The organism is Pseudomonas sp. 05N433 (assembly GCF_056396925.1).
Map to the genome: position 1 here is coordinate 38,133 of NZ_JBFTML010000041.1, position 18,485 is coordinate 56,617.

Consider the following 18,485-nt stretch of genomic DNA (forward strand, 5'->3'; position numbering starts at 1 on the left):
TTGTTGCCATCGCCCCCCAGCGGAGCGCTTACAGGCCAAAGTGGCCAGGTAAGAACAGGTCTGAATACGCGTGCGACCTTATGTCGCAGTATAGAAAGGAGTTACTTGCAATAGTGCGAGGGCTTTAGAGCAAATCGCGCTGTAAACAAATCTGTTAATCGCCGCAAGGTCTGTGCCGAATGGAACCTGTGGCGAGGGAGCTTGCTCCCGCTGGGGCGCGAAGCGGCCCCAAAACAGTCCACCCTGTTGTGTCAGGCAAACCGCGGTGGCAGGTTTTGCGACTGCTGCGCAGCCGAGCGGGAGCAAGCTCCCTCGCCACAGGGGTATGCTCAAGTCATATAAGTGCAGGCTTCGCCCCGCCAGGGTTTTTGCGTAAAATGCCGGCCTTTCGTCACACCTCACGGATTTCGCGTCATGGGCACTCTTACGGTCAACCAGAACAAACTGCAAAAGCGCCTGCGCCGCCAGGCCGGTGAGGCTGTTGCCGATTTCAACATGATTGAAGACGGCGACAAGGTCATGGTCTGCCTGTCCGGTGGCAAGGACAGCTACACCATGCTCGACGTGCTGATGCATTTGCAGAAAGTCGCCCCGATCAAGTTCGAGATCGTCGCCGTGAACATGGACCAGAAGCAGCCAGGCTTCCCCGAGCACGTGCTGCCGGCTTACCTCAAAGAACTGGGCATCGAGTACCACATCGTCGAGAAAGACACCTACTCGGTGGTCAAGGAGCTGATCCCGGAAGGCAAGACCACTTGCTCGCTGTGCTCGCGCCTGCGTCGCGGCACGCTATACACCTTTGCCGACGAAATCGGCGCGACCAAAATGGCCCTCGGTCACCATCGTGACGACATCGTCGAGACGTTCTTCCTGAACATGTTCTTCAACGGTTCGCTCAAGGCCATGCCGCCAAAGCTGCGCGCCGACGACGGGCGCAACGTGGTGATTCGCCCGCTGGCCTACTGCAACGAAAAAGACATCCAGGCCTACTCGGACCTCAAGCAATTCCCGATCATCCCGTGCAATCTCTGCGGCTCCCAGGAAAACCTGCAACGCCAGGTGGTTAAAGAGATGCTGCAGGAGTGGGAACGCAAGACCCCGGGCCGCACCGAGAGCATTTTCCGCAGCCTGCAGAACGTGATCCCGTCGCAACTGGCGGACCGCAACCTGTTCGACTTCACCAACCTGCGTATCGACGAAAGCGCCGCATCGCGGTTCGTCAACGTAGTGAACCTCTGACGGTTCAAGTCACTCAGACACACGGCGCTCGCGGGCGCCGTTTTCATTTCATCCCGTAGGAGAGGGCATGCGCGATTACAAGTGGCTGCACGAATACTGTCTGAACCGCTTCGGTTCGGCGGCTGAACTGGAAGCCCATCTGCCGGTTCCCAAGACCCCGGCGCAATTGCGCAAGATCAGCGACGACCGCTACCTCTCGACCATGGCGTTGCGGGTATTTCGTGCCGGGCTCAAGCACAGCCTGGTGGATGCCAAGTGGCCGGCGTTCGAAGAAGTGTTCTTCAAGTTCGACCCGGAAAAAGTCGTGCTGATGAGCGCCGAACATCTGGAGCGCTTGATGCAGGACGCGCGAATCATCCGCCACCTGGGCAAGCTCAAGAGTGTGCCGCGAAATGCGCAGTTCATTCTGGACGTGGCCCATGAGAAGGGTAGTTTCGGTGCGTTGATCGCCGACTGGCCGGTAACCGATATCGTCGGCTTGTGGACCTACCTGAAAAAACACGGCCATCAGTTGGGCGGGTTATCCGCACCGCGATTCTTGCGGATGGTCGGCAAGGACACCTTCGTGCCGAGCTACGACGTGGTGGCAGCGCTGAATGCACAGCAGATCATCGACAAGGTGCCGAGCAGTTTGCGCGACCTGGCCACGGTGCAGAATGCGTTCAACCAATGGCACGAAGAGAGTGGTGGACGGCCGATGAGCCAGATTTCGATGATGCTGGCGTATACCGTTAACCACTGACGAAGATGATCATTCCCACGCAGAGCGTGGGAATGATCACGGTGGGGGCCGTCAGGCGACGGAAATCTCGCCTTCCCCCGCCAACTTGCGGTTCAACTGGTACCGCCACCGCACATACAGCATCGCCGAGCAGAACACCGCCAGGCTCGCGCCCATCTCCAGCAAACCGAACAGCTGCCGGTTCGGGTCATAGGCGGCCAATGCGCCCTTGATGAAATACAGATTCACCACAAAACACATCCACGAATGCCCACGGGCACTGCCGACGATCATTCCCGGTGCCAGCAACAGCAGCGGCACCAGTTCGATCAGCAGAATCACCCACGGCCGCGCGCCATGCAGGTCGRCGAACACCAGGTAGTAGGCGCAAAGCAGCCCCGCCAGGCCGAAAAAGCACAGCAGGCTGATGACGCGCATCGCCCGTACACGCGGTTCGAGCCATTCGATGGCAGGCAACACCTTAGGCTTCTTAGCCACGATGGCTCTCCAGTTTCTGCGCAGTCTTCGCCAGGCGCAGGCCCAAGGCACGGCACAATGCGACTTCATGTTCGTTCAAACCGCTTTTGCCATCGGCCCCAGCGTGATGACTGGCGCCGTAAGGCGTGCCGCCGCCACGGGTTTCCAGCAGCGCCGATTCACTGTAAGGCAGGCCGGTGATCAACATGCCGTGGTGCAGCAACGGCAGCATCATCGACAGCAGTGTGGTTTCCTGGCCGCCGTGCAGGCTGGCGGTCGAGGTGAAGACTCCGGCCGGTTTGCCCACCAGGGCGCCGGTCAGCCACAGGTTGCTGGTGCCGTCGAGGAAGTATTTCAGCGGTGCGGCCATGTTGCCGAAGCGGGTCGGGCTGCCCAGGGCCAGGCCGGCGCAGTTCTTCAAATCGTCGAGGCTGGCGTACAGCGCGCCTTCATCGGGAATGTCCGGCGCCACGGCTTCGCATTCAGTGGAGATCGCCGGCACCGTGCGCAACCTGGCTTCAAGGCCGGCCTGCTCGACACCGCGGGCAATCTGCCGGGCCATTTCATTGGTCGAGCCGCTGCGGCTGTAATACAGCACCAGAATGTACGGCGCGCTCACGGCAGCAACTCCAGTACATTCTCCGGCGGACGGCCGATGATGGCTTTGTCGCCGACTTCGAGAATCGGCCGCTCCATGAGTTTCGGGTGTGCGGCGATGGCGGCGATCAATTGCGCTTCGCTCAAGCTGCTGTCGGCCAGGTTGAGGGTTTTGTACTCGTCCTCGCCGGTGCGCAGCAATTGCCGGGCGCTGATGCCGAGTTTGCTCAACAGGCTCTGGATTTGCGCGGCGTCCAGTGGTGTTTCCAGGTAGCGGACGACCGTTGGCGTCAGGCCACGGGCTTCGATGAGTTCGAGCGCACCGCGGGATTTCGAGCAGCGCGGGTTGTGATAAAGCGTCAGATCGGTCATGTGCGGGTCGCTTCTTGCGTAAAGTGGCGGCTATTCTAACTGTGCGGCGCGTAATCCAGAACCTTGGGAGGCGATGGGTCGCAGGTGCATTCTATTTTTGACAAGGATTGAGACATGACAAGGCGACTGGCAGCAGCATTGGCGATCATGGGGGCGTTATTGCTGGGGGGCTGTGGCAACGACTATGGCATCGACCAGAATGGTCACAAGGTCGCCGCCGAGCGTCTGGATAAACAATGGCTGGTGCTCAATTACTGGGCCGAGTGGTGCAGCCCGTGCCGGACCGAAATCCCACAGTTGAATGTGTTGGCCGAGCAGCTCCAGGGCAAGAAGATCGGCGTGTTCGGGGTCAACTTCGACAATGTGCAGGGCGAAGAGCTCAAAGGCGCCAGTGAGAAACTGGGGATCAAGTTCACCGTGCTGGCCCAGGATCCGGCCGACCTTTTCGAATTGCCGCGCAGTGAGGCGCTGCCAGTGACTTACATCATTGATAACAAGGGCAAGGTGCGGGAACAGTTGATGGGCGAGCAGACGGCGTCGGGGGTGATGGCGAAGCTTGAGGCGTTGCAGGCGACCAACTGACCGAGCACCGCCTGTGGCGAGGGAGCTTTGTGGCGAGGGGGCTTGCCCCCTCGCCACAAGTCACTTGGCTACAAACGAGGGGCAATCACCCCTCTTCAAGCCACCAACGCAATGGCTTGCCTTCGGCCGGCCAGAAGCGCATCTGGTCAATCGGTGAGACGTCCCAGCGCTGGACGTTTTCCAGCGCCTGCAGGAAGCGTTTTTCCTGCTCCATCAACGCCGGCGCGCAGAGTTTGCGGGTACTGCCGATCTTGCCGAAGCTGAGCTTTTCACCTTCCAGGGAATACGGCGCGAACCAGTGGTTGCAGCCGCCGTTACCGTAGGCCCGACCGTCGTCACCGAGCGTGATGGTCAGGTGGCTGTAGTCCATCAGCGGACGTTCGCCGATCCACTCCAGAATGTAACTGCGGTTCTGTTGCAACTTTACCGGCTCGGCGGCGCAGCCCAGCAGGCTGGCACCGACCATCGTGGTCAGAGCAAGGCGTTTCATCACGCAGGCTCCTGGCACTTCGGGCACAGGTGTTTTTCGCCGGCTGCGGTCCAGCCCAGCTCGGCAATCCGTGCGGTGGCGGCCGGTTTTTCAGCCTTGTTGCCCAGCTTGGCGTCGACCGCGAACTCGAAGCTCAGCTCTTTGGCGCAGCTGTCGCAGTTGACTTTCCAGGTGTGGATCGCCAGTTCGCCGAACACCGGACCACTGGCCACCGCGACCCATTGGCCGGGCGGGTTGATCAGGTGGCGAACCGTTTCGACGGTCAGGCGCATGGACAAGTCCTTGCTGCCTTTGAGGGTCACTACCAGCACGTCGTTATTGCGAATCGAGCCACCGTTGCCGGTGACTTGATAACGCCCCGGCACCAGGGCGCGGCATTCGGTGAGGGTGTGTTGCGGGTTCATCAGGCTGTAGCGGAAATCGTGTTCGACCATGGGTCCTCCAAATATGCGCGATATGCTAGCACGGGCATCAGCGCAGCATGGCGTGGGCATGTGACCTTCGATCAGGTTCAAATTGCCTGCTAATCCATGGCAAACTGCCACTTTTGCATCTCTAAGGAACAGAAATGGCGTTGATCGAATGTTACGAGTGCAAGCAAAGCATCAGCTCCACGGCGCCTGCTTGCATTCATTGCGGTGCGCCTGCGGCAACGGTGCAAGCGGCCACTTCGACGGCAGCGCCTGTGGAAGCACCGCTTTCTTTCGGGCGTTTGCCGAGCAATGAGAGTGTGCCTCGGGTGACCCCGGCTGCGTTCGGGCGTAAACGAAAAACCGAAATCCAGGCTGAGGTCCCGGCACCGGTGCTCAATGGACCGCGTCCGGTGGAACTCTGGCTGAAACTGATGATTTTCTTTCTGCCGCCGTTTTTTGTCTGGTTCCTGCTGCGTCGCGGGCATTCGCTGGGGCAGCGCTTGCTGGGCTTCGGCTGGCTGGGCCTGATGATCCTCTTGTCCAAGGCCTGAGCCGTTCAGCGCTCGACCTGATTGTGTGGCGAACCGGCCGCCCAGGCCGCGATGTTCTGCAAAGTTGTCGCGGCAATCGCGCCCAGGGCTTCGCGAGTGAGGAAGGCCTGGTGTGCGGTGATGATCACGTTCGGAAAGGTCAGCAGGCGCGCCAGCACATCGTCTTGCAGTGGCAGGTCGGAGCGGTCCTCGAAGAACAACTGCGCCTCCTCTTCATAGACATCGAGTCCCAGATAGCCCAATTGGCCGTTTTTCAATGCGTCGATCAGCGCCGGCGTGTCCACCAGACCGCCACGCCCGGTGTTGATCAACATCGCGCCGGGCTGCATGTGCGCCAGTGACTCGCGGTTGATCAAATGTTTGCTCTGCTCGTTGAGCGGGCAATGCAGGCTGATGATCTGAGACTCGGCCAGCAGTTGCGGCAAGCTCAGGTAGCGCGCGCCGAGGGCTTCGACCTGTGGGTTCGGATAGGGATCATAGGCCAGCAATTGGCAGCCGAAGCCGTGCATGATCTTCGCAAAGGTCGCGCCGATCTGCCCGGTGCCGACCACGCCGACGGTCTTGTTCACCAGGTCGAAACCGGTCAACCCGTGCAGGCTGAAATCGCCCTCGCGGGTACGGTTGTAGGCGCGGTGCAGACGGCGGTTGAGCGCCAGGATCAACGCCACCGCGTGTTCGGCCACGGCGTGGGGCGAGTACGCCGGGACCCGCACAACCGTCAGCCCCAGGTGCTTCGCCGCCGCGAGGTCGACATGGTTGTAACCGGCCGAGCGCAGGGCGATCAGGCGTGTGCCGCCTGCTGCCAGGCGTTCAAGCACCGGGGCGCTGAGGTCATCGTTGATGAAGGCGCAGACCACCTCGTGATGCTCGGCCAGCGCCGCCGTGTCGAGGCTCAGTCGTGCCGGCTGGAAATGCAGTTCGATGCCGGCAGGCAGGACGGCGGCGAGAAAACTCTCGCGGTCGTAGGTCTGGCTGCTGAAAAGAATCGTGCGCATGCTGTCCTCCTGGAAGTCTCAAACCCCGTAGCAGCCTTCGGCAGCTGCCATAGGGTTTAAGCTTAGCGTTCAGGCCTTCCTGCGTTATTGCGCTGCATCAGGCATTGATGCGCGCATGGGCCGCGAGGCGATTGATGGCGCGTTCGAGTTCTTCCAGCGCGACGGGGGCTTTCGGGTCCTGTTGCTTGAGCAGGGTTTCGCTGCGCTGGCAGGCGGCGCGCAGTTGCGGGACGCCGCAATAACGGGTTGCCCCGTGCAGGCGATGGACCCGCTCGATCAGGGCGTTCTGGTCGTTGGCTTCACGGGCCACGCGGATGGCCTCGCGGTCGGCTTCCAGGGAGGCCAGCAGCATGGCCAGCATGTCCGCCGCCAGATCGGCCTTGCCGGCCGCCAGGCGCAGGCCTTCTTCGTGGTCCAGCACCTGCAGTTCATGACCGCTGTTGTTATCGCTATTACGCTCCGGACCCTGATTGCGCAGCGCCAGGCCCGTCCATTTCAACACCACTTGCGCCAGTTGCCGTTCGCTGATGGGTTTGGTCAGGTAGTCGTCCATGCCGCTTTGCAGCAATGCGCGTTTTTCATTGGCCATCGCATGGGCGGTGAGGGCCACGACCGGCAGTGGCGTGCAATGCCGCTCGCTTTCCCATTGGCGAATGGCTTCGGTGCTTTGGCGCCCATCCATGCCGGGCATTTGCACGTCCATCAACACCAGATCGAAAGTCTCGTTCTGTACGGCCTTGACCGCGGCGTAACCGCTTTCTACCGCGAGCACCTTGGCGCCCATGTCTTCGAGCAGGGTTTGCACCAGCAGCAGGTTGGCCGGGTTGTCGTCCACGCAAAGGACCTTCGGCGCGCGGCTGGAAACGGGCTCGGCGGGGTCGCTGCGCTGCTGGCGCGGGTTGACCAGATCAGACAGGGCCCGACGCAGCTTGCGGGTGCAGGCGGGTTTGGACTGGAGCTGGCTGTGGGGGTTGGGCACCGAGAGATGGAACAGCGTCAGTTCGGTGGTCGGGCACAGCACCAACACTCTGCAGCCCAGGTGTTCAAGGTCCCAGATGTGCTGGTTGAGGCGCTCCGGCGGCATGTCGTTGCTGGTGATGCCGAGCACCGCCAAGCCGATTGCCTGATCGGTCTGGTGAGCGCCGGTCACGCCATTGGCCAGGCTTTCCAGGGTATTGAACGGCGTGACGCTCAGGCCGCAGTCTTCCAGTTGATGCTGCAATGCCTGACGGGCCAGTTCATGGTTTTCCAGGACAGCCACCCGCTGCCCGAGCAACGGTGGGCCGGGCAGGTCTTCGGCGTCGTCGCGGGTTTTGGGCAGGCTCAGGCTGATCCAGAATTCCGAGCCTTCGCCCGGCGTGCTGTCGACGCCGATCTCGCCGCCCATTTGTTCGATCAGCCGTTTGGAAATCACCAATCCGAGGCCGGTGCCGCCGGGTTGTCGGGAGAGCGAGTTATCGGCCTGGCTGAAGGCCTGGAACAGGGCGCGCACGTCCTGGTTCGACAGACCGATGCCGGTGTCCTGAATGCTGATGCGCAGTTGCACGCTGTCTTCATGCTCTTCTTCGAGCATCGCCCGGGCGACGATGGTGCCTTCGCGGGTGAACTTGATCGCATTGCTCACAAGGTTGGTGAGGATCTGCTTGAGTCGCAACGGATCGCCCACCAGCGACAGTGGCGTATCGCGATAAACCAGGCTCACCAGCTCAAGCTCTTTGGCGTGGGCGGCCGGGGCGAGGATGTTCAGGGTGTCTTGCAGCAGGTCGCGCAGGTTGAACGGAATATGGTCGAGCACCAGTTTGCCGGCCTCGATTTTCGAGAAATCGAGAATCTCGTTGATGATCCCCAGCAGGCTGTCGGCGGACTTTTCGATGGTGCCCAGGTAATCGAGCTGGCGCGGCGTCAGTTCGCTTTTTTGCAGCAGGTGCGTGAAGCCGAGAATGCCGTTGAGCGGCGTGCGGATTTCATGGCTCATGTTGGCCAGGAACTCGGACTTGATCCGGCTCGCCTCCAGGGCTTCCTTGCGCGCCAGGTCCAGCTCGATGTTCTGTATTTCGATGGTTTCCAGATTCTGACGCACGTCTTCGGTGGCCTGGTCGACGCTGTTTTGCAATTCTTCCTGAGCGTTCTGCAGCGTCCCGGCCATGCGGTTGATGCCGGACGCCAGTTCATCCAGTTCCTGGCTGCCGAGGGGCGGCAGGCGGGTTTCCAGGTGACCGTCCTTGAGTTGCGCCACGGCCTGTTTGATCTGGCTCAATGGCCGATTGATGGTTCGGCCCATGCGTAACGCCAGCAGCGCCGCACCGGCCAGGCCTCCGCCGATCAGCAGCAGGCTGGCGAACAGGCTGCGGTAGCCGCGCAGCAGCATGCCGTTGTGGGACAGTTCGAGTTCGACCCAGCCCAGCAGGCGGTCGGCTTCATCGGGGATCAGGTCACCAGCCAGGTTGCGGTGCTTGCCGAACACCGGCAGCAGGTAACGCGTGGCGTCATTGCCACTGCGGCGCAGCAACTGTGAACCGTTGCCCAGGGGCGCCTGATTGAGCATGGTCGGGCCGGCATGGGCCAGCGGCGTGCGGTCGGGGGCGAGGAAGGTCACCGCGCGCACGTCGGTCTGTTCCAGGGACTGGGTGGCGATGCGCTCCAGCAGCTCGTTGTCTTTGCGACCCATGGCCGGGGCCACCAACGGTGCCAGCTGTTCGGCGATCATTTCGCCGCGTTGCATGAGCTGGGCTTGCAGGTCCGATTGCTGCATCCAGGTGAAATAGCCGCCCAGGACCAACGCCATCAGGGTGGTCGGCAACAGGGTCAGTAACAGCACGCGGCCTTTAATTCCCAGTTTCTTGAGCACGCATCTCTCCTGCATCCAGCTGTTTATTGACCTGCACATGCGTCCGGCACGCGCCACCTGCGCAGTGTAGCGATTTGCATGCGGGCAATCTTCGTCAAATTGATGTCGTCATTCGTCGGTCAGTTCAATGCTTTGGTCCTGGGAGACAAACCTTGGGTTGCCCCTGGAGAGGCAATCTTGAATAATCAGCAATTGAGAATTATTTGCAGATACTCATGACTCCCATCGCGATTGGCCATCCTCGCATCCTCTCTATCGAAGACGATCCAGTGCTCGGTGCTTATGTTCATGAGCATCTGGGGCGCTGCGGTTTTCAGGTGACCTGGTGCCAGAACGGGCAGGAAGGCCTGGCGATTGCGCGCCAGCAGGCCTTCGATGTGGTGTTGATGGATATTCTGTTGCCGGGGCTCGATGGCCTGGCGGTGCTGACCCAATTGCGCCAGAGCCATTCCACGCCAGTGGTGCTGATGTCGGCGCTGGGTGCCGAGGCGGATCGCATCAGTGGTTTTCGCCTCGGGGCCGACGATTACCTGCCCAAGCCTTTCAGCATGGCCGAGTTGCGGGTGCGCATCGAAGCGATCCTGCGGCGGGTGGCGTTCGACCGTCGACCAGCGCCGATACCGACGCCCCCTGCGACGGACTGCCTGCGTTTTGACGATGAACTGGGCGAGGTCTTTTGTGGTGAACTCGCGGCCGGCCTGACCCGCAGCGAGTACCGCTTGCTGGACACGCTGAACCGCAACGACGATGAAGTGTTGAGCAAGGCGTTCCTTTATCAGCAGGTATTGCAGCGCGGTTATGCGCCCCATGACCGCAGCCTCGACATGCACATCAGTCAGATTCGCCGCAAGCTCAAGGCCATCGGTTACACCGAGCGTGAAGTGCGCACGGTTTGGGGCAAAGGGTACGTATTGAGTGCGGTCGATGAAGTGGTCTGACGCGCCGGGCCGCACGGTGCTCCTGCAACAGCAATTGCTGCGCGATCTGTCCCACGAATTGCGCACGCCGCTCAGCCGGTTGCGGGTGGCCTGTGAAAGTGAGCAGGACCTGGAGCAATTGCGCGAGCGCATTAGCCGGGAAGTCGACGGCATGCAGCGCCTGGTCGAGGATGCGCTGCAACTGGCCTGGCTCGACACCGAGCGCACGTCTTTGCCCGATGAAGCGATCCAGGTCCAGGCCTTGTGGGAAATGCTCACGGAAAACGCTTGCTATGAAAGCAGCTGGCCGGCGAGTCAGTTGCACTGTGCGGTGGATGCCTCCTGCTGGGTGCGCGGCCATCTCAATACCCTGGCCCAGGCGCTGGAAAACATTCTGCGCAATGCCATTCGTCATTCACCGCAGGGCGGTGTCGTGATGTTCGATGGCCGGCGTGATGGCGACTTTTGGCACCTGTGGCTGGAGGACGAGGGCGGTGGGGTGGCTGACGAGGATCTTGAGCGAATCTTCTCGCCGTTCATCCGGCTCGACGGTTCACGGCCGGGGGATGGTGGGTTCGGATTGGGGTTGAGCATTGCGAGGAATGCGGTGCAGCGGCAGGGCGGGCGGCTTTGGGCGGAGAATGCAGGGCGGGGCTTACGACTGAATATGCTGTTATTGGCTGATCTCCATGGCGACAATGATGACGCCCCCGCTCCCACAATTGATATGTGTCGACCACAAATTGCGTGATCAACCCCGGCCGCGAAGAGGCTTGCTGATTTTGCCGGAGCGTTCCCGTTATTTTGTACGACCTTTCTTAAAGGGTATCGCCGACACCTTAAGCCTGACTTGACGGAATAGACTCGCGTTTTTCCTCGTCCTCCAGGAGTTCGGTATGAATGCATCCAGCGTCCCCGGCAACGCACACGACGACCGTTTCAATGAAGTGCTTGCGCTGATTCAAAATGCCAAACAGCAGGCCATGCAGGCGGTGAATACCCAGTTGATCGAGCTGTATTGGCAGGTCGGTGCTTACATCAGCCGCAAGCTGGAACAGGCTGAGTGGGGCGATTCTGTGGTCAGCCAACTGGCTGAGCATCTGGCTCAGACTCAACCGGGGTTGCGCGGGTTTACCCGGTCGAACTTGTTTCGCATGCGCCAGTTCTATGAGACTTATCACGCTGAAGAGAAAGTCGCACCACTGGTGCGACAATTGTCCTGGTCGCATAACCTGATCATTTTCAGCCAGAGTAAACGGCCGGAAGAGCGGGAGTTCTACGTGCGTTTGGCAGTTCAGGAAAATGGTCGAAGCGCGAACTAGAGCGTCAGTTCAAAACCGCACTGTTTGAACGAAGCGTGACCCAACCAGCAAAAATCTCAGCAGTGCTGAGACAAGCCCACCCGGCAGCGCTTGAGATATTCCGCGACGCCTACATGCTCGAGTTTCTATTTGGAAGCGCTGGATCGCAAGGAGCGCAAACCCCACGAAAACCCGGCCATCGGTGTGTTGCTCTGCGCCAGTAAGGATGACGAAGTGGTCGAATACGCCCTTAACCGCAGCCTGTCGCCAGCGTTGATCGCTGAATACCAGGTCCAGCTTCCGGACAAACAGCTGCTGCAGGCCAAATTGCATGAGTTTTATGCATTGAATATTGCACAAGGAGAAGAGGAGTGAACTGCTTATTCCCATAAGCCATAAGCCCCTTACTTTGCGTGATATGGCCTGCGCACGTTTGCCGGTATGATAGGCGCCCCCGCAGTCCGGATTGCGAATACGCCATGACCTTGCAGTACCCAACCATCGCCGATTGCGTCGGCAACACTCCGCTGGTCCGTTTGCAGCGCCTGCCTGGCGTCACCAGCAACACGCTTTTGCTCAAGCTCGAAGGGAACAACCCGGCGGGTTCGGTCAAGGATCGTCCGGCGCTGTCGATGATCACCCGCGCCGAATTGCGCGGGCAGATCCACGTCGGCGACACGCTGATCGAAGCGACTTCGGGTAACACCGGGATTGCCCTGGCCATGGCCGCCGCGATCAAGGGTTACAAGATGATCCTGATCATGCCGGACAACTCCAGCGCCGAGCGTAAAGCCGCGATGACGGCCTATGGCGCCGAGCTGATTCTGGTCAGCCAGGAAGAAGGCATGGAAGGCGCGCGCGACCTCGCCCAGCGAATGGAAGCCGAAGGCCGTGGCAAGGTGCTCGATCAGTTCGCCAACGGTGACAACCCCGAGGCGCACTACACCACCACCGGTCCGGAAATCTGGCGTCAGACCCAGGGCACCATCACGCATTTCGTCAGCTCGATGGGCACCACCGGCACCATCATGGGTGTCTCGCGCTACCTGAAAGAACAGAACGAGAACGTGCAGATCATCGGTCTGCAACCCATGGAAGGCTCGGCAATTCCGGGCATCCGCCGCTGGCCGCAGGAATACCTGCCAAAGATTTATCAGGCTGATCGCGTGGACCGGATCGTCGACATGGCGCAAAGCGAGGCCGAGGACGTGACCCGTCGTCTGGCGCGCGAAGAAGGCATTTTCTGCGGCGTGTCTTCGGGCGGTGCCGTGGCGGCGATGCTGCGCCTGTCCAAAGAAGTTGAAAACGCGGTGATTGTCGCGATCATCTGTGACCGTGGCGACCGTTACCTGTCGACCGGCATTTTCGACGCGGCCAACTGATGGCCAAGCAAGAGAGAGGCCTGCGCTTTCAGCCCACGGGCGGCAGCAAGGCCCCGCAAGTCCCGACCGGCAAAAAGCAGCGTTTGACCATCGAGCGCCTGGTTAATGACGGTCGCGGTATCGCATTTTTTGAAGGTCGCACCTGGTTCGTCATCGGCGCCTTGGCCGGTGAAGAGGTCGAGGCGCGGGTCTTGGGTGCCCACGGTAAAGTGGTCGAGGCGCGTACCGAGCGGGTGTTCCAGGCCAGCCAATTGCGCCGCCCGGCACCGTGCGCCCATGCCGGTCGCTGCGGTGGTTGCAGCGTGCAGCATCTGCCCCACAACGAACAACTCGCCCTGAAACAGCGCATGCTCGCCGAGCAATTGTCGAGGGTTGCCGGCGTCGAACCCGAAGAGTGGGCTGCGCCATTGAGCGGTCCGGAATTCGGCTACCGGCGTCGTGCCCGGGTGGCGGTGCGTTGGGACATGAAGGCGAAAAAACTCGAAGTCGGTTTCCGCGCTGCCGGCAGCCAGGACATCGTTGCCATCAACGAGTGCCCGGTGCTGGTACAGCCCTTGCAGCCGATCATGACCTGCTTGCCGGATATGCTGCGGCGCTTGAGCAAACCTCAGGCACTGGGGCATGTGGAATTGTTCAGCGGTTCGTCATTGGCGGTATTGCTGCGGCACATGGCGCCGTTGTCCGAAGCCGATATGACGATCCTCAAGGAATTCTGCGCGCTCCATGAGGCCCAGTTGTGGCTGCATGGCGACGGCGAGCCGCAACCGGTCGACGCCGATCAGGCCCTGGGCTATCGCCTTGAACCGTGGGACTTGAATCTGGCGTATCGGCCTGGAGATTTCATCCAGGTCAACGCCGGGGTCAACGAAGCGATGATCGCTCAGGCGCTGGAATGGTTGGCGCCGAAAGCCGATGAGCGGGTTCTGGACCTGTTCTGCGGGTTGGGCAACTTTGCCTTGCCGCTGGCCAGGACCGTTCGTGAAGTGGTGGCGGTGGAAGGTGTGCAGGCCATGGTCGAGCGGGCCGCCGCGAACGCCGCTAGTAATAATTTGCATAACGCGAAATTTTTTCAGGCCGATTTATCCCAGCCTTTGGCTGATGCCGAATGGGCCAGCGAAGGCTTTTGTGCGGTACTCTTGGACCCACCTCGCGACGGTGCTTTCGAGGTGGTGCGCAAGCTTGCGTCCCTGGGTGCCGAACGATTGGTTTATGTGTCGTGCAACCCTGCAACTCTGGCGCGCGACACGGTCGAATTGATCAAGCAGGGCTACCGGTTAAAACGTGCCGGGATTCTCGATATGTTTCCTCAAACGGCGCATGTCGAGGCCATGGCGTTATTTGAAGCGAGCTAGGATGGCTCGTCTGGTCCGACTGACCGTCCGTGCCGCCACGCATCAGCCCGGCGGGGCGCCCGGACAATGAAGGTCAGCGATTTGACGCATTGAATCTGCGTCGTAGGGAAGGTAAAGCAAGATGGTACAGGTGAGAGCACACCAGCCGATCAACACTGACGGCAGTATCAATCTCGAGGCTTGGCTCGATCACGCGGTCAGTATCGATACGGCACTGGATCGCAAAGCCTTGAAAGAAGCCTGCGAGTTCGCTCGCGAGGCCGAACAACAAGCCAATGCGGCGAAAAACCTGTGGTCCGAAGGGACCTCGAGTTTCCGCACCGGCCTTGAGATCGCCGAGATTCTCGCCGACCTCAAACTCGATCAGGATTCGTTGGTCGCGGCAGTCTTGTACCGCGGCGTGCGCGAAGGCCAGATCCAGTTGCCGGCGGTCAGCCAGCGCTTCGGCCCGGTGGTCGCCAAACTGATTGACGGCGTGCAACGCATGGCGGCGATCAGCGACAGTCTGAGTCCGCGTAAATCCATGGTGATGGGCACCCAAGGCCAGGTGGAAAACCTGCGCAAGATGCTCGTGGCCATGGTCGACGACGTGCGCGTCGCGCTGATCAAACTGGCCGAGCGCACCTGTGCGATCCGTGCGGTAAAAACCGCCGATGACGAGAAGCGTAACCGCGTCGCCCGTGAAGTCTTCGACATCTACGCGCCGCTGGCTCACCGCCTCGGTATCGGTCATATCAAGTGGGAGCTGGAGGACTTGTCCTTCCGTTACCTTGAGCCCGACCAGTACAAGCAGATCGCCAAGTTGCTCCATGAGCGACGGCTGGATCGCGAGCGCTTCATCAGCGATGTGATGACCCAGCTCAAGAACGAGTTGCAGGCCACCGGCGTCGAGGCTGACATCAGCGGCCGGGCCAAACACATCTATTCGATCTGGCGCAAAATGCAGCGCAAGGGTCTGGAGTTCAGCCAGATCTACGACGTGCGCGCCGTTCGCGTGCTGGTGCCGGAAATGCGCGACTGCTACACCGCGCTCGGCATCGTCCACACCCTGTGGCGGCACATCCCGAAAGAGTTCGACGACTACATCGCCAACCCGAAAGAGAACGGCTACCGCTCGCTGCACACCGCGGTGATCGGCCCTGAAGGCAAGGTGCTGGAAGTGCAGATCCGCACCCACGCCATGCACGAAGAAGCCGAGCTGGGGGTTTGCGCGCACTGGCGATACAAGGGCACCGACGTCAAGTCCGGCTCGAACCACTACGAAGAGAAAATCTCCTGGCTGCGTCAGGTTCTCGAGTGGCACGAAGAGCTGGGCGATATCGGCGGCCTTGCCGAACAGCTGCGGGTCGATATCGAGCCGGACCGGGTTTATATCTTCACTCCCGACGGTCATGCCATCGACTTGCCGAAGGGCGCGACACCGCTGGACTTCGCTTACCGCGTGCACACCGAAATCGGTCACAACTGCCGCGGCGCCAAGATCAACGGGCGCATCGTGCCGCTCAACTACAGCCTGCAAACCGGTGAACAGGTCGAGATCATCACCAGCAAGCACGGCACTCCGAGCCGCGACTGGCTGAACCCGAACCTGGGCTACATCACCACGTCACGGGCGCGGGCGAAGATTGTTCACTGGTTCAAGCTGCAAGCCCGCGATCAGAACGTTGCGGCCGGTAAAACCTTGATCGAGCGCGAACTCAATCGCCTCGGCCTGCCGCAGGTGGATTTCGACAAGTTGGCCGAAAAGGCCAACATGAAGACCGCCGAGGACATGTTCGCTGCGTTGGGCGCAGGCGATTTGCGCCTGGCGCAACTGGTGAACCTGGCGCAGCAACTGGTCGAGCCGGAACGCGGCAACGAACAGCTGGAGTTGATCCCGCGCAAAGCCACCGGCTATAAACCGGGCAAGCGCGGCGATATCCAGATCCAGGGCGTCGGCAACCTGATGACCCAGATGGCCGGCTGCTGCCAGCCGTTGCCGGGGGACGCCATCGTCGGTTACATCACCCAGGGCCGTGGCGTGAGCATCCACCGTCAGGACTGCGCCTCGGTGCTGCAACTGGCCGGGCGCGAGCCGGAGCGGATCATCCAGGTCAGCTGGGGGCCGGTGCCGGTGCTCACCTATCCGGTGGACATCATCATTCGCGCTTACGACCGTTCCGGTCTGCTGCGTGACGTGTCGCAGGTGCTGCTCAACGAGCGGATCAACGTGCTGGCGGTCAACACCCGCTCGAACAAAGAGGACAACACTGCGTTGATGTCCCTGACCATCGAGATTCCGGGGCTGGATGCGCTGGGGCGGTTGCTGGGGCGGATCTCCCAGTTGCCGAACATCATCGAAACCCGCCGTAACCGCACACCGTAAGGCGTTCACTTTTTTGTGGCCGCCAAGCTTTTGTGGGGCTGGCTTGTCGGATCGCGGCGGTGCGGCGATCCGACAAGTCAGGTTCCCACAGGTTCTCGCAGAGATTGATTGATGTATTCACTTGAAGACCTGCTGCACCTGATGAACCGTCTGCGCGACCCGCAGTACGGCTGCCCGTGGGACATCAAGCAAACCTACGCCACCATCGTCCCGCACACCCTGGAAGAAGCCTACGAAGTTGCCGATGCTATTGAACGCGGCGATTTCGATCACTTGCAGGGTGAGTTGGGCGACTTGTTGTTCCAGGTGGTTTATTACAGCCAACTGGCTCGGGAAGAAGGGCGCTTCGAATTCGCTGGCGTGGTCGACAGCATCACGCGCAAGTTGATCCGCCGTCATCCTCACGTATTTCCCACCGGGGATCTGTACGCGCCGCTGGACGTCCCGCGTCTGAATGAAGAGCAGGTCAAGCAACGCTGGGAAGAGATCAAGGCCGAAGAACGCGCCGAGAAGTCTTCGGCGCCGGAGCAGTTGTCCTTGCTCGATGACGTACCCGCGGCACTGCCGGCGTTGTCCCGTTCGGCAAAACTGCAGAAGCGCGCAGGGCAGGTCGGGTTCGATTGGCCGGACGCCTTGCCGGTGCTCGACAAGGTTCGCGAAGAGCTCGATGAAGTGCTTGAAGCCATGGCCGACAATGACTCGGCGGCGATTGCCGATGAAGTCGGCGACCTGCTGTTTTCCGTGGTCAATCTGGCGCGTCACCTCAAGGTCGATCCGGAAACCGCACTGCGTGGTGCGAACACAAAATTTGAAAGACGCTTCCGATTTATCGAACAGGCATTGCGCGACACCCACCGTCCCATAGAAGATTGCACCCTCGAAGAGTTGGACGCCTTGTGGGGCGAAGCCAAACGTCAGGAAAAGAATTTGCCCAGCTGCGGCTGAGCTGTTGCCYAAGTGAGTAAGCACCATGAGCCTTTCCCTTCGCGACCAGTTGCTCAAAGCAGGGCTGGTCAACCAAAAGCAGGCCAAACAGGTCGGCAAAGAAAAACAGAAACAACAGCGTCTGGCCCACAAAGGCCAGATCGAACTCGATGACTCCCAGCAGCGTGCGGCTCAGGAAGCCATGGCCGAGAAGGTCAAGCGCGATCAGGAGCTCAACCGTCAGCAGCAGGAGAAGGCCGAGCAGAAGGCCCGAGCCGCCCAGGTCAAGCAATTGATCGAAGTCTCGCGCCTGCCCAAGCTGAACACCGAGGACTACTACAACTTCGTCGACGACAAAAAGGTCAAGCGTATCTCCGTCAACACCCTGATGCGCAACAAGCTCAGCAGCGGTTCCCTGGCGATCGTGCATCACGCTGGCGGTTATGAAGTGATCCCTCGTGAAGCGGCCCTGAAGATTCAGGAGCGCGACCCACAGCGCATCGTGCAGCTGAATGTGAAGACAGAAGAAGTCAGCACCGAAGACGATCCGTACGCGGCCTATCAGATTCCTGACGATCTGATGTGGTAAGCCGTTAGCAGCTGCAACAACGACAAACCCCGCTCATGGCGGGGTTTGTCATTTTCAATGCGGTGGTTATGCAGAACGCGCTTCGCGTTGCTGCTCCAGTGATTCCAGTTCGGCCTTGTATTGGTGGGCTTCGGTCTCGGAATGGAACATCCCGACCAGCAGGTCTTGTTGATGTACATCCCAGATGCGGATACCGGCGGCGATGCCTTCATGGGACATATGTGAATCGTCGCGTTCAGTTACTTTTACAGTCATCTGCTAGCTCCAATCTCTGTTATCTGCAGCAAGGCGTGTGCAGGCCTTTGTTATAAGTTTTGTTAGCTGGCTAAGTAAACGACTGAAATCGGTAACGGACTTTTTCAAAAACGGA

Annotated in this window: 18 protein-coding genes and 2 pseudogenes; 12 read left to right on the top strand and 8 right to left on the bottom strand. The window is 60.4% G+C overall.

What is annotated here, in order from left to right:
- The first annotated feature begins 414 nt into the window (after positions 1-414).
- On the top strand, positions 415-1,239 hold the full coding sequence (ttcA, locus tag AC1DIS_RS20705; RefSeq protein ID WP_007937538.1) for a tRNA 2-thiocytidine(32) synthetase TtcA: 825 nt from the start codon (positions 415-417) through the stop codon (positions 1,237-1,239).
- Positions 1,240-1,306: 67 nt separating this feature from the next.
- Positions 1,307-1,981 carry a DNA-3-methyladenine glycosylase I gene (locus AC1DIS_RS20710; RefSeq protein ID WP_007937540.1) on the top strand — a complete coding sequence of 225 codons (675 nt, stop codon included), beginning with the start codon at positions 1,307-1,309 and terminating at the stop codon, positions 1,979-1,981.
- A 51-nt stretch (positions 1,982-2,032) separates the two neighbouring features.
- On the opposite strand, the gene AC1DIS_RS20715 is transcribed toward AC1DIS_RS20710, so the two are convergent.
- Genes AC1DIS_RS20715 through arsC form a run of 3 tightly spaced genes read right to left on the bottom strand, consistent with a single transcriptional unit; the run spans position 2,033 to position 3,406 of the window.
- Positions 2,033-2,458, bottom strand: coding sequence for a DUF2069 domain-containing protein (locus AC1DIS_RS20715; RefSeq protein WP_477781053.1), 426 nt, complete (start codon positions 2,456-2,458; stop codon positions 2,033-2,035).
- Positions 2,451-3,056, bottom strand: a complete 606-nt coding sequence (gene wrbA / locus AC1DIS_RS20720; protein ID WP_018926302.1) for an NAD(P)H:quinone oxidoreductase — start codon at positions 3,054-3,056, stop codon at positions 2,451-2,453. The genes AC1DIS_RS20715 and wrbA overlap by 8 nt, the downstream gene beginning before the upstream one ends.
- Entirely contained in the window at positions 3,053-3,406 is a 354-nt protein-coding gene (gene arsC / locus AC1DIS_RS20725) for an arsenate reductase (glutaredoxin) (protein WP_018926301.1), read from the bottom strand. The genes wrbA and arsC overlap by 4 nt, the downstream gene beginning before the upstream one ends.
- A gap of 114 nt (positions 3,407-3,520) precedes the next feature.
- Here arsC and AC1DIS_RS20730 point away from each other — a divergent pair, with 114 nt between their 5' ends.
- Complete coding sequence (locus AC1DIS_RS20730; protein WP_477743503.1) at positions 3,521-3,988, top strand: TlpA family protein disulfide reductase; 468 nt, start codon at positions 3,521-3,523, stop codon at positions 3,986-3,988.
- An 85-nt stretch (positions 3,989-4,073) separates the two neighbouring features.
- Here AC1DIS_RS20730 and AC1DIS_RS20735 read toward each other — a convergent pair whose 3' ends face one another.
- Positions 4,074-4,478 carry an META domain-containing protein gene (locus AC1DIS_RS20735; RefSeq protein ID WP_007937547.1) on the bottom strand — a complete coding sequence of 135 codons (405 nt, stop codon included), beginning with the start codon at positions 4,476-4,478 and terminating at the stop codon, positions 4,074-4,076.
- Positions 4,478-4,912 carry a hypothetical protein gene (locus AC1DIS_RS20740; RefSeq protein ID WP_018926299.1) on the bottom strand — a complete coding sequence of 145 codons (435 nt, stop codon included), beginning with the start codon at positions 4,910-4,912 and terminating at the stop codon, positions 4,478-4,480. The genes AC1DIS_RS20735 and AC1DIS_RS20740 overlap by 1 nt, the downstream gene beginning before the upstream one ends.
- A gap of 134 nt (positions 4,913-5,046) precedes the next feature.
- Between AC1DIS_RS20740 and AC1DIS_RS20745 the strand changes: the two genes are divergently transcribed.
- Positions 5,047-5,442 (top strand): hypothetical protein, encoded by a 396-nt coding sequence (locus tag AC1DIS_RS20745; protein ID WP_477743502.1) that lies wholly within the window; start codon positions 5,047-5,049, stop codon positions 5,440-5,442.
- A gap of 5 nt (positions 5,443-5,447) precedes the next feature.
- On the opposite strand, the gene AC1DIS_RS20750 is transcribed toward AC1DIS_RS20745, so the two are convergent.
- Positions 5,448-6,437 (bottom strand): 2-hydroxyacid dehydrogenase, encoded by a 990-nt coding sequence (locus tag AC1DIS_RS20750; RefSeq protein WP_477743501.1) that lies wholly within the window; start codon positions 6,435-6,437, stop codon positions 5,448-5,450.
- A gap of 97 nt (positions 6,438-6,534) precedes the next feature.
- Positions 6,535-9,285 carry a response regulator gene (locus AC1DIS_RS20755; protein WP_018926296.1) on the bottom strand — a complete coding sequence of 917 codons (2,751 nt, stop codon included), beginning with the start codon at positions 9,283-9,285 and terminating at the stop codon, positions 6,535-6,537.
- A gap of 215 nt (positions 9,286-9,500) precedes the next feature.
- Here AC1DIS_RS20755 and AC1DIS_RS20760 point away from each other — a divergent pair, with 215 nt between their 5' ends.
- The 8 genes and pseudogenes from AC1DIS_RS20760 to AC1DIS_RS20795 all read left to right on the top strand — a co-directional run bounded on the left by AC1DIS_RS20760 (position 9,501) and on the right by AC1DIS_RS20795 (position 18,115).
- Positions 9,501-10,223, top strand: coding sequence for a response regulator transcription factor (locus tag AC1DIS_RS20760; protein ID WP_018926295.1), 723 nt, complete (start codon positions 9,501-9,503; stop codon positions 10,221-10,223).
- 13 nt (positions 10,224-10,236) lie between these two features.
- Positions 10,237-10,953 (top strand): annotated as a pseudogene (locus AC1DIS_RS20765) (sensor histidine kinase); the annotation flags it as partial.
- 145 nt (positions 10,954-11,098) lie between these two features.
- A pseudogene (locus AC1DIS_RS20770) lies at positions 11,099-11,878 on the top strand (PDDEXK nuclease domain-containing protein).
- 104 nt (positions 11,879-11,982) lie between these two features.
- Positions 11,983-12,885 (top strand): cysteine synthase CysM, encoded by a 903-nt coding sequence (gene cysM / locus AC1DIS_RS20775; RefSeq protein WP_477743499.1) that lies wholly within the window; start codon positions 11,983-11,985, stop codon positions 12,883-12,885.
- Positions 12,885-14,237: a 23S rRNA (uracil(1939)-C(5))-methyltransferase RlmD gene (rlmD, locus tag AC1DIS_RS20780; protein ID WP_477743498.1), complete on the top strand. Its 1,353-nt coding sequence runs from the start codon at positions 12,885-12,887 to the stop codon at positions 14,235-14,237. The genes cysM and rlmD overlap by 1 nt, the downstream gene beginning before the upstream one ends.
- A 121-nt stretch (positions 14,238-14,358) precedes the next feature.
- A complete protein-coding gene (relA, locus tag AC1DIS_RS20785; protein ID WP_477743497.1) occupies positions 14,359-16,602 on the top strand; it encodes a GTP diphosphokinase in 2,244 nt (747 codons plus the stop codon).
- 111 nt (positions 16,603-16,713) lie between these two features.
- Positions 16,714-17,547, top strand: a complete 834-nt coding sequence (gene mazG, locus AC1DIS_RS20790; protein ID WP_018926289.1) for a nucleoside triphosphate pyrophosphohydrolase — start codon at positions 16,714-16,716, stop codon at positions 17,545-17,547.
- A 25-nt stretch (positions 17,548-17,572) separates the two neighbouring features.
- The gene (locus AC1DIS_RS20795; RefSeq protein ID WP_018926288.1) at positions 17,573-18,115 is read left to right on the top strand and encodes a DUF2058 domain-containing protein; all 543 of its coding nucleotides are present in this window, start codon (positions 17,573-17,575) and stop codon (positions 18,113-18,115) included.
- A 66-nt stretch (positions 18,116-18,181) separates the two neighbouring features.
- On the opposite strand, the gene AC1DIS_RS20800 is transcribed toward AC1DIS_RS20795, so the two are convergent.
- Positions 18,182-18,370 (bottom strand): hypothetical protein, encoded by a 189-nt coding sequence (locus AC1DIS_RS20800; protein WP_018926287.1) that lies wholly within the window; start codon positions 18,368-18,370, stop codon positions 18,182-18,184.
- Positions 18,371-18,485: the final 115 nt, after the last annotated feature.